The organism is Paenacidovorax caeni (assembly GCF_001298675.1).
GTDB classification, from domain to species: domain Bacteria; phylum Pseudomonadota; class Gammaproteobacteria; order Burkholderiales; family Burkholderiaceae_C; genus Paenacidovorax; species Paenacidovorax caeni.
Genome location: NZ_CYIG01000007.1, coordinates 44,738 through 61,099 on the forward strand (window position 1 = coordinate 44,738; position 16,362 = coordinate 61,099).

14 protein-coding genes are annotated in these 16,362 nt (G+C 66.5%); 10 read left to right on the forward strand and 4 right to left on the reverse strand.

What is annotated here, in order from left to right; all coding sequences use genetic code 11:
• Positions 1-169: 169 nt before the first annotated feature.
• Positions 170-1,300, forward strand: coding sequence for a 3-deoxy-7-phosphoheptulonate synthase (locus BN2503_RS04280; protein ID WP_054255410.1), 1,131 nt, complete (start codon positions 170-172; stop codon positions 1,298-1,300).
• Between the two features lie 42 nt (positions 1,301-1,342).
• Positions 1,343-1,654, forward strand: coding sequence for a hypothetical protein (locus BN2503_RS04285; RefSeq protein ID WP_054255411.1), 312 nt, complete (start codon positions 1,343-1,345; stop codon positions 1,652-1,654).
• Between the two features lie 20 nt (positions 1,655-1,674).
• Here the strand turns inward: BN2503_RS04285 and mpl are convergent, their stop codons facing one another.
• A complete protein-coding gene (mpl, locus tag BN2503_RS04290; RefSeq protein WP_054255412.1) occupies positions 1,675-3,087 on the reverse strand; it encodes a UDP-N-acetylmuramate:L-alanyl-gamma-D-glutamyl-meso-diaminopimelate ligase in 1,413 nt (470 codons plus the stop codon).
• Positions 3,088-3,239: 152 nt separating this feature from the next.
• Between mpl and BN2503_RS04295 the strand changes: the two genes are divergently transcribed.
• From BN2503_RS04295 to BN2503_RS04325, 7 genes are all read left to right on the forward strand, one after another.
• Positions 3,240-3,836 carry a hypothetical protein gene (locus BN2503_RS04295; RefSeq protein ID WP_054255413.1) on the forward strand — a complete coding sequence of 199 codons (597 nt, stop codon included), beginning with the start codon at positions 3,240-3,242 and terminating at the stop codon, positions 3,834-3,836.
• Entirely contained in the window at positions 3,833-4,390 is a 558-nt protein-coding gene (locus BN2503_RS04300) for a TlpA family protein disulfide reductase (protein ID WP_054255414.1), read from the forward strand. The genes BN2503_RS04295 and BN2503_RS04300 overlap by 4 nt, the downstream gene beginning before the upstream one ends.
• 124 nt (positions 4,391-4,514) lie before the next feature.
• The gene (accB, locus tag BN2503_RS04305) at positions 4,515-4,976 is read left to right on the forward strand and encodes an acetyl-CoA carboxylase biotin carboxyl carrier protein (RefSeq protein WP_054255415.1); all 462 of its coding nucleotides are present in this window, start codon (positions 4,515-4,517) and stop codon (positions 4,974-4,976) included.
• A 108-nt stretch (positions 4,977-5,084) separates the two neighbouring features.
• Positions 5,085-6,434: an acetyl-CoA carboxylase biotin carboxylase subunit gene (gene accC, locus BN2503_RS04310; RefSeq protein ID WP_054255416.1), complete on the forward strand. Its 1,350-nt coding sequence runs from the start codon at positions 5,085-5,087 to the stop codon at positions 6,432-6,434.
• Between the two features lie 75 nt (positions 6,435-6,509).
• Positions 6,510-7,397, forward strand: coding sequence for a 50S ribosomal protein L11 methyltransferase (gene prmA / locus BN2503_RS04315; RefSeq protein WP_054255417.1), 888 nt, complete (start codon positions 6,510-6,512; stop codon positions 7,395-7,397).
• Positions 7,398-7,450: 53 nt separating this feature from the next.
• On the forward strand, positions 7,451-8,617 hold the full coding sequence (locus BN2503_RS04320) for a zinc-ribbon and DUF3426 domain-containing protein (RefSeq protein ID WP_054255418.1): 1,167 nt from the start codon (positions 7,451-7,453) through the stop codon (positions 8,615-8,617).
• 26 nt (positions 8,618-8,643) lie between these two features.
• Positions 8,644-9,540, forward strand: a complete 897-nt coding sequence (locus BN2503_RS04325; RefSeq protein ID WP_054255419.1) for a carbohydrate kinase family protein — start codon at positions 8,644-8,646, stop codon at positions 9,538-9,540.
• Between the two features lie 316 nt (positions 9,541-9,856).
• Here BN2503_RS04325 and BN2503_RS04330 read toward each other — a convergent pair whose 3' ends face one another.
• Genes BN2503_RS04330 through ftsY form a run of 3 tightly spaced genes read right to left on the reverse strand, consistent with a single transcriptional unit; the run spans position 9,857 to position 14,741 of the window.
• Entirely contained in the window at positions 9,857-10,957 is a 1,101-nt protein-coding gene (locus tag BN2503_RS04330) for an SPM autocatalytic domain-containing protein (RefSeq protein WP_054255420.1), read from the reverse strand.
• Between the two features lie 56 nt (positions 10,958-11,013).
• The gene (locus BN2503_RS04335; protein WP_054255421.1) at positions 11,014-13,662 is read right to left on the reverse strand and encodes an EAL domain-containing protein; all 2,649 of its coding nucleotides are present in this window, start codon (positions 13,660-13,662) and stop codon (positions 11,014-11,016) included.
• A gap of 23 nt (positions 13,663-13,685) precedes the next feature.
• A complete protein-coding gene (gene ftsY, locus BN2503_RS04340) occupies positions 13,686-14,741 on the reverse strand; it encodes a signal recognition particle-docking protein FtsY (RefSeq protein ID WP_054255422.1) in 1,056 nt (351 codons plus the stop codon).
• Between the two features lie 27 nt (positions 14,742-14,768).
• On the opposite strand from ftsY, the gene BN2503_RS04345 reads away from it, so the two are divergent.
• The gene (locus BN2503_RS04345) at positions 14,769-16,208 is read left to right on the forward strand and encodes a M16 family metallopeptidase (RefSeq protein ID WP_054255423.1); all 1,440 of its coding nucleotides are present in this window, start codon (positions 14,769-14,771) and stop codon (positions 16,206-16,208) included.
• Positions 16,209-16,362 lie beyond the last annotated feature (154 nt).

A 16,362-nucleotide genomic window follows, 5' to 3' on the forward strand; every position in this document is an offset into this window, starting at 1 on the left:
GATGCAAATGCGTAGCGCTTTCTATTTTTACTTTTGGTTCTCTGTCCTAGGCGGATGAGAGGAACGCGCGCAAGCACCCAAGACACCTCACACGACAACCGCCGCAGCTGAAGAGCCCGGCGGTTTTTTGTTTTTCGCCCCTTGTTTTCACCCTTCGAGAAAAAACCCCATGACCGTGCAAGCTTCCCCCGCCAGTGATGCCTGGTATCGCAGCGTCGAGAAAACCAGCCAGACCGACGACGAACGTATCCAGGACATCACCGTGCTTCCCCCTCCCGAACATTTGATCCGCTTCTTCCCCATCCGGGGCACCCAGGTGGAAGCGCTGATCACGCAAACCCGCCGCAGCATCCACAACATCATGGCGGGCCAGGATGACCGGCTGCTGGTCATCATCGGCCCCTGCTCGATCCACAGCCCCGAGGCAGCACTGGACTACGCACGCCGCTTGCAGCCGCTGCGCGAGCAGTTCAAAGACAGCCTGGAAGTCGTGATGCGCGTGTACTTCGAGAAGCCGCGCACCACCGTTGGCTGGAAGGGGCTGATTAACGACCCGTACCTCGACGAGAGCTACCGCATCGACGAGGGCCTGCGCATTGCGCGCCAGCTGCTCATCGAGATCAACCGCCTGGGCATGCCTGCCGCGAGCGAGTTCCTCGACGTTATCTCGCCGCAGTACATCGGCGACCTGATCAGCTGGGGTGCCATCGGAGCGCGTACCACCGAGAGCCAGGTACACCGCGAACTGGCCTCCGGCCTGTCGGCGCCGATTGGCTTCAAGAATGGCACGGACGGCAATATCCGCATCGCCACCGACGCGATCCAGTCGGCCAGCCGGGGGCACCATTTCCTTTCGGTGCACAAGAACGGCCAGGTGGCCATCGTGCGTACCAACGGCAACCAGGATTGCCACGTCATCCTGCGCGGCGGCAAAGCGCCCAACTACGACGCTGCCAGTGTGGCGGCTGCCTGCAAAGACCTGGAGGCCGCCGGTTTGCCTCCCACCCTCATGGTGGATTGCAGCCACGCCAACAGCTCCAAGAAGCATGAAAAGCAACTGGACGTGGCACGTGACATCGGCGCGCAGATCGCTGGAGGCTCACGCAGCGTCTTCGGCGTGATGGTGGAGAGCCACATCCACGCGGGGGCGCAGAAGTTCTCGCCGGGTAAGGACGATCCGCGCGCGCTGGAGTACGGCAAAAGCATCACCGATGCCTGCTTGGGGTGGGATGACTCGGTGGCCTTGCTGCAGGCACTGTCCGAAGCGGTGCTGGCACGGCGCAAGCAACAAAGCGTGTAAGCTTGTTGTCCTTATCAACCATTCTTCAAAGAGGGTTTCCGCATGCACAGCGAAGTCTCGGTGGCTTTGTCGCCCCAGCAGGAGTTCCGTTTCGACCTGGAGGGGCAAGAGCCTTTGTCCAACGAGGCTGCGCGCCGTTGGCTGGACGAACAGTTCACGCAACTCGAATGCGAGCCGCTGCGCGCCAGTGGCAAGGTGCTGCTGGCCGACAAGGTGCTGGTGGTAGCACAGGCGGCCGGGCTGGCCCGCTTGTCCGACCCGCAGTGGGGTCAGGCCTTTGCCAAAGCCGCCAGCGCCGCGCTGTCCAAGCCCGTGGTGCGGGTGGACGTTCAGGCCATGGCGGTAACGTTCTGACGCACTGAACAGGCTCTAAGTTAGGTGGTGCCGGATCCGGCACCTGCGGCGAGTGCGGTCAGCAGCAGGCCGTGCACGCCGCCAAAGCCGCCGTTGCTCATGCACACGATGTGGTCGCCCGGCCGTGCAGTGGCGGCCAGTTGCGCCACCAGGCTTTGAATGTCTGCCGCCATATGCGCGCGCTCCCCCAGCGGGGCAAGCGCAGCGGCTGCGTCCCAATCCAGCCCAGCGGTGTGGCAGAACGCCTGGTCGGCACTTTCCAGCGCCCAGGGCAACTGGGCTTTCATGGCGCCGAGCTTCATCGTGTTGCTGCGTGGCTCGAAGGCCGCCAGGATGCGCTGGCCTGGTGGCAGGCAGCGGCGCAGCCCTTCCAGGGTGGTGCGTATCGCGGTGGGGTGGTGCGCGAAGTCGTCATACACCGCGACGCCGCCCACGGTGCCGCGCAATTCCATGCGGCGCTTGACGTTCTGAAAGCGTGCCAAGGCCTCGGCTGCCACGTGAGGCGGCACTCCGGCATGCTCGGCGGCAGCAATGGCTGCCAGCGCGTTGAGCTGGTTATGCGTACCCGAGAGCTGCCACACGACACGTGCCACGCAGGTGCCGCCGCGCAGCACGTCGAACGCCTCGGGTGGGCCTTCGGCGCGGTAGTCGCTGTTGGTGGCGCCGAACGTGCGTTGTTCGCTCCAGCAGCCCTGGTGCAGTACGCGCGCCAGGCTTTCCTCGAGACCGTTGGCAATGATGCGGCCCGAGGCAGGTACGGTGCGCACCAAATGGTGGAATTGGCGTTCGATAGCGGCCAGATCGTCGAAGATGTCGGCGTGGTCGAATTCCAGATTGTTCAAGATGGCGGTGCGAGGCCGGTAGTGCACGAACTTGCTGCGCTTGTCGAAGAAGGCGGTGTCGTATTCATCGGCCTCGATCACGAACCAGGGGCGTTCGGCGCTGGCAGAGACGGCAGGGCCCAGGCGGGCTGACACACCGAAGTCCAGCGGCACGCCGCCCACGAGAAAACCCGGTGCCTTGCCCGCGCATTCCAGGATCCAGGCCAGCATCGACGTGGTGGTGGTCTTGCCGTGAGTGCCGGCCACCGCCAGCACGTGGCGGCCCTGCAGCACATGCTCGGCCAGCCATTGCGGGCCGCTGGTATAGGGGGCACCCGCGTCGAGAATGGCCTCCATCAGCGGAAACTTCGGGCGACCGTCGGCCAGTCGCGCACGGCTAACCACGTTGCCGACCACGAAAACGTCAGGCCGCAGTGCCATCTGCGCGGCGTCGTAACCTTCGATCAACTCGATGCCCAGGGCGCGCAGCTGGTCACTCATCGGGGGGTAGACGCCCGTGTCGCAGCCCGTGACCTTGTGGCCTGCCTCGCGCGCCAGCGCGGCCAGACCGCCCATGAAAGTGCCGCAGATGCCCAGGATATGTATATGCATAGGGGCAATTCTACGTTGGCGATAAAAATCGGCTGTAGCGCACGCTGATACTGCGCTGGCAGCTATCATTTTCAGAGTCTCGGGGTCTTTGTGCGCCATGGCGGCGGCTTGGCGCGACAATCCTCGCGGTTGCCGCTGAACAGGGGACGCGCATGCACAACACCACCACCGCCGAGATCGCCAACGCCGCCGCCCGCCTGGTGGTGGAGGAGGGGCTTGATTGGGGCTCGGCCAAGCGCCGTGCCGTGCGCGATCTGGGACTGCCCGGCCGCACGGCGCTACCGGACAATGACCAGGTCGAGGATGCGGTGCGCGAGTACATCGCACTGTTTTGCGCCGACACCCAGCCGGGTGAGCTGCTGGCGCTGAGACGCCTGGCGCTGGAGTGGATGGAGCGGCTGTCGGCCTTTCGCCCACATCTCACAGGTGCTGTCTGGCATGGCACAGCCACGCGGCTCTCTGATATTTACCTGCAGTTGTTCTGTGATGACTGCAAATCCGCCGAAATTGCCCTGATAGACCACCATGTGGACTACGAGCCGCGCACGGTCACGGGCTTTCATGGCGAGAGCGTGGAGGCGCTGACGCTGGGCGCCAAGTGTCCCGCGTTGCAGACCATGGTGGGCGTGCATCTGCTGGTCTACGACCTGGACGACCTGCGGGGCGCATTGCGCCCTGATTCTCGGGGGCGGCTGCCGCGCGGTGACATCGAAGCCGTGCGTCGGTTGGTGCAGGAGGTTGCAGCATGAAGGATGCCGCGCACATTGCCACCGTTGTCAGCCCCGCGCGCAGGCGCTGGCTGTATGCCGGCGTGGCCCTGGCTGCCGCTGGTGGCGGGGCGGTGATGGCGTGGCGGCACCTGCAGCCGCATGCGCAGGAGCCAGGGCCGGAGGCGAACCTGTGGGGGCAGTCCTTTGCTTCGCTCGAAGGTGCGCCTTTGGCGATGGCTGCTTTCCGGGGACGCCCGCTGCTGCTTAATTTCTGGGCGACATGGTGCCCGCCCTGCATCGAGGAGCTGCCGTTGCTCAATCGCTTTTACGGTGAACGCAGGGCGCAGGGGTGGCAGGTGCTGGGGGTGGCGGTGGACCAACCGCCTGCCGTGCGTAAATTCCTGGAAAAACTGCCCCTGGCGTACCCTGTGGCGATTGCCACTTCTGGTGGGATGCAACTGGGCCGTGCACTCGGGAACCTGCAGGGCGGGTTGCCCTTCACGGTGGTGTTTGGTGCCGAGGGGCGCATTCGGCACCGTAAAATCGGGCAAGTTCAGGCAGAAGATCTGTCCCGTTGGGCGGATACGGTTTGATCCAGATGCCCGGGTGGTGCAAATTTCCACTCCGGCGTTGATGAAAAATGGGCTCCGATGGGCGAAATAGGATGGAATTGGAGTACATTCGCGCCCTATTCCGTTTTTAGCCGTTGGAGATCCCATGGATTTGCGAAAACTCAAGACCCTGATTGACCTGGTGTCCGAATCGAATGTGTCGGAGCTGGAAATCACCGAGGCAGAGGGCAAGGTGCGCATCGTCAAGGGCGGCGGCGCGGTCGTGCAGCAGTTCGTCGCGGCGCCCATGCAGGCACCGGTGGCACAGGCACCTGCCGCGGCTGCGGGCGCAGCCGTCCCCGAGCTGCCCGCGCCGGCTGCTGCCGCGCCGGCCGGCCATGTCGTCAAGTCGCCCATGGTTGGCACGTTCTACCGGGCAGCGAGCCCTGGCGCCAAGCCCTTCGTGGACGTAGGCAGCCAAGTTAAAGAGGGTGATACTGTCTGCATCATTGAGGCCATGAAGATCCTCAACGAGATCGAGGCCGACAAGTCGGGCACGGTCACCCGCATCCTGGGCGAGAACGGCCAGGCGGTTGAATACGGTCAGCCGCTGTTCGTCATCGAGTGAGGATGGGGCGCCGCCGCGGGCGGCCTGGCGGCATCTTTCTTCTTTCGCGGAAGGTGCTGCGCCTGTTTCATGCATCGTTCTTGAGGCGATGCGACATGGAAAACGGATATGTTTAAAAAAATCCTCGTTGCCAATCGCGGCGAAATTGCCTTGCGCATCCAGCGCGCATGCCGCGAGCTGGGCGTGAAGGCCGTGATGGTCTATTCCGAGGCCGACCGCGATGCCAAGTACGTCAAGCTGGCCGAAGAGGCGGTGTGTATTGGCCCGGCGCCCTCGCCGCTGTCATACCTGAACATGCCCGCCATCATCTCGGCGGCCGAAGTGACCGATGCCGAGGCGATCCACCCCGGCTACGGCTTCCTGGCGGAAAACGCCGACTTCGCTGAGCGCGTGGAAAAGAGCGGCTTCCAATTCATTGGCCCTTCGCCCGAGTCGATCCGCATCATGGGCGACAAGGTGTCGGCCAAGCAGGCCATGATCCGTGCCGGCGTGCCTTGCGTGCCTGGCTCCGAGGGCGAGTTGCCCGATGATCCTGTGCAAATCCGCCGCATTGCCAAGGCGATCGGCTATCCCGTCATCATCAAGGCGGCGGGCGGTGGCGGTGGGCGCGGCATGCGCGTGGTGCATACCGAGGCGGCGCTGGTCAATGCGGTACAGATGACCAAGGCCGAGGCAGGCGTGGCGTTCGGCAACCCGGCCGTTTACATGGAGAAGTACCTCCAGAACCCGCGCCATATTGAAATCCAGGTGATGGCGGACAAGTTCAAGAACGCCGTGTACCTGGGCGAGCGCGACTGCTCCATGCAGCGCCGCCACCAGAAGGTGATCGAGGAAGCGCCGGCACCGGGAATTCCGCGCAAGCTGATTGAGCGCATTGGCGAGCGCTGCGTAGCCGCGTGCAAGAAGATCGGCTATCGGGGTGCGGGCACGTTTGAGTTCCTGTACGAAAACGGCGAGTTCTACTTCATCGAGATGAACACGCGCGTGCAGGTGGAGCATCCGGTGACCGAGATGATCACGGGCGTGGACATTGTGAAGACGCAGATCATGGTGGCTGCCGGGGAGAAGCTGCCCTTCACCCAGCGTCAGATCGAGATCCGCGGCCATGCCATCGAGTGCCGCGTGAACGCCGAGGACCCGTACAAGTTCACCCCGTCGCCGGGGCGCATCACCATGTGGCATGTGCCGGGTGGTCCGGGCGTGCGTGTGGACTCGCATGTCTACAACAACTACTTCGTGCCACCCAACTATGACTCGATGATTGGCAAGATCATCGTGCATGGCGATACGCGCGACCAGGCGCTGGCCCGCATGCGCACGGCGTTGTCCGAGACCGTGGTCGAGGGCATCAGCACCAACGTGCCGCTGCACCAGGAACTGATGGTGGATGCGAATTTCATCACGGGTGGCACCAACATCCATTACCTGGAAGAGTGGCTGTCCCAGCACAAGCGCTGATAGTCTCGCCTCCATGGCCCCGCTGGCCTGCGCGTTTGCGCACAGGCCAGCTTTTCGTTTTTTCCGGAGCTGCCGATGTTTGAATTGAGCCTGCTGTGTCCAGAAGACAGGGTGGAAGACCTGAGCGACGCCCTGGACGCTCTGGATGCCCTGAGCGTGTCGGTGGAAGACGCCGACGCGCAGACCGAGGCGGAACAGGCCCTGTTCGGCGAGCCCGGCATGCCGCCGCCGCGCGAAGGCTGGCAGCGCAGCCGCATCGTCGCCCTGTTTGTCGCCCGCGAGGGGGCCGAGGAAGCGCAGCGGCTCCTGCAAGCCCAGGAATTCTTCGCTGGCTGCGAGGTGCTGGGTATCGCCCCGGTGGCGGACCAGGACTGGGTGCGCCTGACGCAGTCACAGTTCGCCCCGGTGGAGATCACGCCAGACTTCTGGATCGTGCCGACCTGGCACGACCTGCCACCCCAGGCGCGCACCAGTATCCGTCTCGACCCGGGCCTGGCCTTTGGCACGGGCACGCACCCCACCACGCGCATGTGCCTGCGCTGGATCGCACGTCAGAGTGGCACCCAGGGGCTGGGGCGCGTGCTGGACTATGGCTGCGGCTCGGGCATCCTGGCCATTGGCGCCGCCAAGCACGGTGCCGTGGACATCGACGCGGTTGATATCGACCCTGCTGCTGTGGAGTCCACCCGGCTCAATGCGCAAGCCAATGGCGTGCAGCTGCACGCCGGACTGCCCGAGCAGGCCCAGGGGCTGTACCAGACCGTACTGGCCAATATCCTGGCCACGCCCCTCAAGGTGCTGGCGCCGCTGCTGTGCGCCCACGTGGCGCAGGGCGGTCACCTGGTGCTGGCCGGGATTCTGGAGCGGCAGGCTGAGGAACTGCAGCAGGCCTACGCGCCCTGGCTACGGCTTGAGGTGGCTGACCGTGAGGATGGCTGGATCCTGATGACGGCGGTGCGCTAGCCGCGCTCGGGGTGGTTCTTAGATCGTGACCACGTTCTTACAATGCCGAGCCGATGAGCCAGATCACCTGCTGCCCCTCCTGCGGAACCAAGTTCAAGGTTGTTGCTGACCAGCTGCGCATTTCCGAAGGCTGGGTGCGCTGCGGCCAGTGCAAGGAAATCTTTGACGCCTCGGCCCATATGCAGGCCATCGTCGTGCCGCCGCTGCTGCCGGATTTACCGCTCGAAGGCCCCCCCGCGCATGACGCTCCCCCGGCTCCCACACACGAGCCCATCGCCCCCGTGCTGGAGGTTCCCGATCCGGTAGTCCCTGCTTTTCTTGCGGCGCCCGCACCGTCTCCCGTGGCTGTCGCCGTGGCCGAGGCCGAGCCTGCTGAGCCTCCGCAGGCCGAGGCCGATGTGCTTCCCGCGGAGGTCGTTGCGCTGGCACCCGAAGTGCCGGACGCAGCCGAGGGCAGTGATGGGACACAGGCGTCTACCAAGGAGGCGCAGGCATTCTCTGCACCTCTGCCCGTGGAGCCCTCGGCGCAGGAGATACCGCAAGAAGCCTGCGCCGCCGTTCCCAGCGAGCTGACCAGCGAACCGGCCAGCGATGCCGCACCTGCCACCGAGCCCCCAGCCGCGTCTGAGGCTGCTTCAGCACCTGCTGAGGCACCGCCCCAGTCCGAGAGCGATGGGCAAGATGTGGGCGGGGAGCTTCCCCCTGAGCCCGGTTTCGTGCGCGCGGCGCGGCGGCGGGCGTTCTGGCACAGCACGGGCGTGCGTCTCTTCCTGCTGTTGCTGGGCCTGGTGGCGGTGGCCGGGCTGGCGCTGCAAATGGCGGTGCACCAGCGCAATGCGCTGGCTGCTGCCCAGCCGCAACTGCGGCCCTGGCTGGAGCAGGCCTGTGCATGGCTTGGCTGCACGATCGGCCCGGACCAGCGCATTGCTGCCGTGGCGATCGACAGCTCTGGCTTCGTCAAGGCCGGGCGCGGCGACTCCTACCAATTGACGCTGGCCCTGAAAAACCTCTCTGGCGCTGCCGTGGCGATGCCCGCTGTCGAACTGACCCTGACCGATGCGCAGGATCAGCCCGTGCTACGCCGCGTGTTGTTCCCTGCCGAGCTGGGTGCGCCGGTGGAGCTGGCGGCGCATGGCGAGTGGAGCGGCCAGACCATGGTGGTGCTGGCCGGGCCTGCGCTGCGCCTGTCGGGCTACCGCGTGCTGGCGTTCTATCCCTGATTTTTCATTCACTGGACACACAAAAAATGGCAGCGTTGATTTGCGGATCCCTGGCGTTCGACACCATCATGACCTTCGAGGGGCGCTTTGCCGAGCAGATCCTGCCCGACCAGCTGCACATCCTGAACGTCTCGTTCCTGGTGCCGCAGCTGCGCCGCGATTTCGGTGGATGCGCGGGCAACATCGCCTACAGCCTCAAGCTGCTGGGCGGTGAGCCCCTGCCCATGGCCATGCTGGGCAACGATGGCGGCGACTACCTGAAGCGCCTGCAAAACCTGGGCATCAGCACCCGCCACGTCGGGCTGGCGCAGGACACCTATACCGCCCAGGCGATGATCATGACCGACCGTGACAACAACCAGATCACGGCTTTCCACCCCGGCGCCATGATGCAGGCGCACAGCCAGCGCATCGATGCTGGCATGGGCGCGCGCCTGGCCATCATCGCCCCCGATGGGCGTGACGCGATGCTGGAGCACGCTGCGCAGTGCCATGCCGCCGGCATCCCCTTCGTTTTCGACCCGGGGCAGGGGCTGCCCATGTTCAACGGTGACGAGCTGGCGGCTTTCGTTGCCCAGGCCAGCTGGATCACCGTCAACGACTACGAAGGCAAGATGCTGTGCGAACGCACCGGCTGGAGCCTGGAAACCCTGTCGCGCAAGGTGCGTGGCCTGGTCGTGACGCTGGGCGGTGAGGGCTGCGAGGTCTGGACGGACGGAGCCAAGACGCTGGTACCTCCTGTGGCGCCAGCGGCCGTGGTCGATCCCACGGGGTGTGGCGACGCATGGCGCGGCGCGTTGCTCTATGGCCTGGAGCAGGGCTGGCCGCTGGAGCAGTGCGCGCAGTTGGGCAACCGTGTGGGGGCGCTGAAGATTGCGCAGCGCGGACCACAGAACTACCAGCTGGACTTCGATCCCCAGTGAGTTCGCGCTTTCCGGGAGGCGGCTGCAACGCGGCGTGACCGTGGACAGGGTCTGCGCGGGCCTGCTCTGCGGTGCGGTGCCACCCGTATCGGGTATATGGTGAAATTGGCCGCTAGCGCTTATCCAGCAAGCGCGAGTAGCTATAAAAATAGAAGCTTTTTGCTGCTGGCGGGCGCGCTCATTCCGAGCCAGCAGCGCAGGGACGGCGCTGGCCAGTCAACGGGTTGGCCATGGCCTTTGGCCTGTGCCAGAAACAGGTTGCGCCCATCGATGCTTCGGTCTACCGAAGGGATGGGGGCTCACCAGGGGCGGCATGTCAAACCGCCAGGTCGATCTGCTGCATCGTGCCTGCGCCGCCGTCTTCGCGCAGGTAGGCGCTGGTGCTGCGCACCATGCCCAGCGGGTCGTTGCCGCGGGTGCGTAGCGCGAACGGCGTTTGCGTGGCAGCCAGCGAGAGTGCGCCCACACCCGCTTCCTTGAGCGACATCAGCCGTCCCGCGCCTTCGGCCTCGGGCACCCACACCTTGAGCTGGGAGAATACGGCGTCGTTTTCGTCGATCCAGCCGTTGCCGTCGTCGTCGTGGCGCGCCAGTTCGGTGTAGCCGTTGCCGGTCGCCGGGCCGAACAGTTCGAGGCCGCTGTCGATGCGCTGGTTGCTGTTGCGATCCAGTGCCAGGTAGCCCCGGTTGCCCGACAGCAGTGGCACTTGCTCGGTCTGGCCGTCGCCGTTCAGGTCGAAGGCGAAGCGCACGCTCTGCAGCTCGGCGGCCGTGCCGTCGAAGTTGATGACCAGCGGGTCGATGGCCTGTGCGTCGCTGCCCATGCGCAGCAGCAGGTGCGATTCCTCACGGTAGCTGCGCTGCATGCTGAGCTGCAGGTTGAAGCGGATTTCCTGCCCGTCGGCCGTGCGCACCACGCCCTCGGTGGCGTACTGGGTGGACTCGGTTTCCTCCAGCACCTCATGCTGTTCGTAGCGCAGCGCCAAGCGGGTGTTCGCATCCGTACTGGCTGCCATGTTGACGGCGGTGGACTCCTGGGACACCGACAGCCGCACGCTTTGGGCCTGCACGCCGGTCATGCGCGCGATGAGGTCGCGCACCATGCTCAGGTGCGGGGTGAGATTCTCGAAGTCGTCGGCCCCCGCGGAGCGCTCGGTGGCCGAGGCGGGTGCCTGCTGTGCCCCGCGCTGTGCCGCCGCGCGCAGGCTCGGGGCCACGGTCACACCCGCTGGCGGGGTGTCTTGGGCCCGCATCTGCACCAGGCTTGCGGCGCCCAGGCTGGCTTGCGTGCTGCTGCGGCTGCTGGTGCTGCTGAGGGTGGTGTTGCCCACCCGCAGTTCAAGCCGCTCGCTTTGTGTGTGGGTGCGTGTGGCGCTGTGCTGGGCTTGCGCCTGCAGCGTGGATGCGGCGATTTTCATGGCAGGGCTCCATTGACCGATTTCTTCTTTATCGGCCGCCCGTGCGAAAAGTTGAATCAGGCCGTTGCCTTCGCCCGCTGCTCGAAGTCAGCCAGTGGTTCGGGGCGCCCGAATAAATAGCCCTGGAAGTCCCGGCATCCCTGTGCCAGCAGGAAGCGATGGTGCGCCTCGGTCTCCACGCCCTCGGCCACCACGCCCAGGCCGAGGCGGTGCGCCAGCGCGATGATGCTGTGGGCGATGGCGGCGTCCTTCTCGTCCTGCAGCATGCCGCGCACAAAGCCTTGGTCGATCTTCACCTGGTCCAGCGGCAGCCGCTTGAGGTAGCCCAGACTGGAGTAGCCGGTGCCGAAGTCGTCCAGCGACAACCCCAGCCCCAGGCTGCGCAGCGCCTGCATGATGGCGATCACCTGTTCCACGTCCTGTAGCAGCAGGCTTTCGGTCAGCTCCAGCTTGATGCGCCGCGGATCGGCACCGCTGGCCAGCAGCAGCTCGCGCAGCTCGGCCACGAACTCGGCCTGGCGGAACTGGCGCGCGCTGACGTTGATCGACAGGTTCAGCGCTGCCAGCACCGGGTCCTGGCGCCACTGTCCTTGTTGGCGCAGCGCCGTCTCCAGTACCCAGCGGCCCAGCGCCAGGATCTGCCCGGTTTCTTCCGCCAACGGGATGAACAGGCCTGGTGCCACCAGGCCCTTCTCAGGGTGGTGCCAGCGCAGCAGCGCCTCGGCCCCGACGATGCGACCCTGCGCATCGACCTGTGGCTGGTAGAACAGGGCCAGCTCGCCCTGGCGCAGCGCCTTGTGCAGTTCGGCCTGCAGCTGCAGGCGCTGGTTCACGGCGGCTTGCATCACGGGGTCGAAGAAGCGCAGCGTATTGCGGCCTTCCTCCTTGGCACGGTACAGGGCCAGGTCGGCCTGCTTGAGCAGCTCCTCGGCCGAGCAGGGTGCGGCATGGACCATGGTGGCGCCCATGCTGGCGGTGGAGTGGTGCTCCTGCGCGCCGAGCTGGCAGGGCTGGCGCAGCCGCTGCAGGATTTTGTCGCCCAGCGCGCGCACCTGGGCCGCGGCCTGGAAAGGGTCGGTGCCGAGGTTGTGCAGCAGCACCACGAATTCGTCACCGCCCAGCCGGGCCACGGTGTCGTCCGCCTGCACGCTGGCCTGCAGGCGCCGCGCCACTTCGACCAGCAGTTGGTCGCCCGCCACGTGGCCCTGGCTGTCGTTGAGCGTTTTGAAGTGGTCCAGGTCGAGCTGGAGCACGGCGGCACACTGGTTGGTGCGGAGGTTGCCCGACAGCACTTGCTCCAGCCGGTCGCGCAGCAGGCGGCGGTTGGGCAGGCCGGTGAGAGCGTCGTACAGGGCGAGGTAGCGCGCGCGTTCCTCGGCGGCCTTGCGGCTGGAGATGTCCACATCCAGGCAAAACAGCTCCGGCGGGCGCCCCGGCACATGCACGTAGGCGTGGCTGGAGAACACGTCCACCCCGGCGCCGTTCTTGTGCCGCAGGTGCAGTTCGCAGGCTGGTGTGGGTGTCCCTGTGGCAAACATCTGCGCGACGTCGTTGCGTGCATCGGCCTGCGCGGCGGGTGGAACGATCAGGTCGAAGATGCTTTGTCCCAGCGCCTCGTTGGCCAGGTAGCCGTACAGCTGCTCCGAGGCCTTGTTCCAATAGGTCACCGTGCCATCGGCCAGGTAGCCCTGTACCGAGATTGAGGGGATGTCGCGCAGCAGGGTGCGCAGGCGCTGTTCCGATTCTTGCAATGCTGCCTCGGCCTGCACGTACTCGGTGCGGTCGTGAACCAGGAGCACGACGGCCTGGCGGCCATGCACCAGCGTAGCCAGGGGCTGGCAGCGGCCCTCGAAGTGGCTGGGTCCGCCCAGGGCCTGAAGCTGGTAGGTGAAGCTCGCGGGCTTGCCTGTGCGCAGGCAATCGCGGATATGCCCCATGACGCGCTCCGCCAGATCCGCAGGCAGCACATCGGTGACGCGCTTGCCCAGAAGGTCTGCCGCGGGAGCGATCAGTTGGGTTTCGTCCGGGGACAGTATTTCCAGGTAGTGGCCCTGGTCGTCGATCACCAGCACCGGGTCGGGAATCGACTGCGTGATGGCCTGCAGCCGTGCCACGCTGTCGGCCAGGGCCGATTCGGTGTGCAGGCGCCGCTGAACGTCCTGCAGCAGCCAGCCCAGGAACATGGTGGCCGGGCCGAACACCAGCAGGTAGGGCAGGGCCAGCTGGCTGTTGACGCGTGCCACGGCCGCGGGCTCCAGCCCTTGGAACATGCCCAGCACCGACAGGTGCAGCAGCAGTCCGAAGGCCAGCAGCGCCAGCGGGCGCGCATGCACCCGGCCACGCCGCAGCGCATGGCGGTACGCCAGGCCGGCGGCGCTGCACCAGACGATCACCAGCAGACCGATGCCCACGCCCGCCCCCCCCAGCGCCAGGCGCATGGCGGCGGCCATGGCCGTGGAGATGGCGGCAGCCCAGGGGCCGCCGAACAGGGTCGCCATACTCAGGACGACCGAGCGCGCGTCGATGATGACGCCGGGCGCCAATTGCAGCGGCTTGAGCATGCCCACGACGCAGATGGCGCCGAAGAGCAGCCCCGACAGCAGCTGCTGCAGCGTTGGCTGGCGCCGCAGCAGGCGAATGTTCACGCTGTACAGAAAGCACAGCGCAAGCAGCAGGGCTACGCCTTGAACCAGTTCGAGGAGCATGGCATCGCCTGGTTTGCCGGTGTTTACGCCAGCAGGGCTTGCGCGAATTCGCGCGCGTTAAAGGTTTCGAGGTCTTCCACCTTCTCACCCACACCGATGAAGTACACGGGCACGGGGCGCTCCTGCGCGATGGCGGCCAGCACGCCGCCCTTGGCCGTGCCGTCGAGCTTCGTGACCACCAGGCCAGTGAGCTGCAGCGCGTCGTCAAACGCACGCACCTGGGCCAGGGCATTCTGGCCGGTGTTGCCGTCGATCACCAGCAGCACCTCGTGTGGTGCCGAGGCGTCGGCCTTGGTGACCACACGCTTGATCTTTTTCAGCTCTTCCATCAGGTGCAGCTGCGTGGGCAGGCGCCCGGCGGTATCGACCAGCACCACGTCCTTGCCGCGTGCCTTGCCGGCCGAGACGGCGTCAAAGCTCACGGCGGCCGGGTCGCCGCCATCCTGGCTGACGATCTCCACCGTGTTGCGCGTGGCCCAAACGCCAAGCTGCTCGCGCGCCGCTGCGCGGAAGGTGTCGGCCGCCGCCAGCAGCACGCTCTGGCCATGCTCGGCCAGGTGCCGCGTGAGCTTGCCGATGGACGTCGTCTTGCCCGCGCCGTTGACGCCCGCCACCATGATGACGGTGGGCGCCTGTGCCCCGATCACCAGCGGCTTTTCCAGCGGACGCAGCAGGTCGGCCAGCGCGTCGGCCAGCAGCGCCTTGACGGCGGCGGGCTCGGTGGTCTTGGTCTCCTTGACGCGGCGCTTGAGGTCGGCCAGCAGGTGCTGCGTGGCGCGCACGCCGGTGTCGGCCATCAGCAGCGCGTCCTCGAGCTCTTCGTACAGCGCTTCGTCGATCTTGGTGCCGGTGAAGACGGTGGCGATGCTGCCGCCGGTCTTGCGCAGGCCTGTGCGCAGGCGCTCCATCCAGCCCTGGCGCGCACCGGCGGCCTCGGGTTTGGGTGCGGGTTCGGGGGCACCGGGCGGCATGGCCGGTGCTGCGGGAGCAGCCGCAGGAGTTGGCGCTACCGTGGCCGGGGTGTCGGCGGGCAGTGGGGGCGTGGGAGCCGCAGGTTTTTTCTTGAAAAAGCTGAACATTGGCGAGTTCTTAGAATCCTGCATTCTATGAAACGCGCATTGACCCTCCTGGCCCCCGCTGCCCTGGCCGCCTGCCTGGCGTGCCCGCCTGCGCTGGCGCAGGCCGCAGCCCCCGTTTCCCCCGTTCCTGCGGCCGTCTCCAGTGCCGCGCAGCAGTTCACGCTGAAGAACGGCATGCAGCTCATCGTGCAGCCCGACCGGCGTGCGCCCACGGCGGTGCACATGGTCTGGGTACGTGTCGGTGCCATGGACGAGGTGGACGGCACCTCGGGCGTGGCCCATGCGCTGGAGCACATGATGTTCAAGGGCTCCAAGCGCCTGCGGCCCGGCGAGTTCTCGCGCCGTGTGGCTGCGCTGGGCGGGCAGGAGAACGCCTTCACCAGCTGGGACTACACCGGCTATTACCAACAGATCCCCGCGTCACGCCTGCAGGAGGTGATGCAGCTTGAGGCCGACCGTTTCGCCCACAACCAGTGGCCCGACGCCGAGTTCACGAAAGAGATCGAGGTCATCAAGGAAGAGCGCCGCATGCGCACCGAGGACAATCCGCGCGCCCTGCTGATGGAGCAGCTCTACGCGGCCAGCTACGTGGCCTTTCCGTACCATCGCCCCATCATTGGCTGGATGGGCGACCTCGACGCGCTGACCCCTGATGACGTGCGTGCGTTCCACCGCCAGTGGTACGTGCCCGGCAACGCCGTGGTGGTGGTGGCCGGCGACGTGGACGCGGCGCAGGTGCGTGCCTGGGCCGAGAAGACCTACGGCAGCATTGCGGCGCGTGCCCTGCCGGTGCGCAAGCCGCGCCCTGAGCCCGCGCAGCGCGGTATCCGGCGCGTCGAGGTCAAGGCCCCTGCCGAACAGGCTTACGTGGCGCTGGCCTTCCATGTGCCGCGCATCGCCCGCGTGGACGAGGGCATGACCGCGCAGGACCGCGATGCCTTGGCCTTGCTGGTGCTCTCGGCCGTGCTCAGTGGCTACGACGGCGCGCGCCTGGAGCGTGCGCTGACCCAGGGCGCCAGCCGCGTGGCCGACAGTGCCAACAGCGGCGCTTCGGTGCTGGGGCGTGGCCCCGGGCTGTTCCTGCTCACCGGCGTACCGGCCGCCGGGCAGAGCGCCGAAGCCGTGGAGCACGCCCTGCGCGCGCAGGTGGCGCGCATCGCCCAGGACGGCGTGGACCCCGCCGAGCTGGAGCGCGTGAAGACGCAATGGATGGCCTCGAACATCTACGAGCGCGACTCGGTCATGAACCAGGCGCAGCAACTGGGCAGCTACTGGGTGCTGGGCATGCCGCTGGACGCCGAGGACCGCTTGCTGGCCCAGCTGCGCACCATCACGCCGCAGCAGGTGCAGGACGTGGCAGCGCGCTATTTCGGCGACGACGCCCTCACCGTGGCCACGCTGCGGCCTCAGCCGCTTGACGGCAAGCCACCCCGTCCCGCCCCTGCCCCTGGCGCACGACTGCACTGAAATATGAAGCACCCCCTGAGTCGCCTTTGGCGCCTTCCTCCTCTCTCTGCGCGCTGTGTGCTCCGGGAGGGGGACGCAGCCAGCGCGGCGGGGCAGCCCTTGCGCGGCTGCCCGCCCTTGGGCCGCGCCGGTTTTGTGCGCTGCGGGCGGAGCA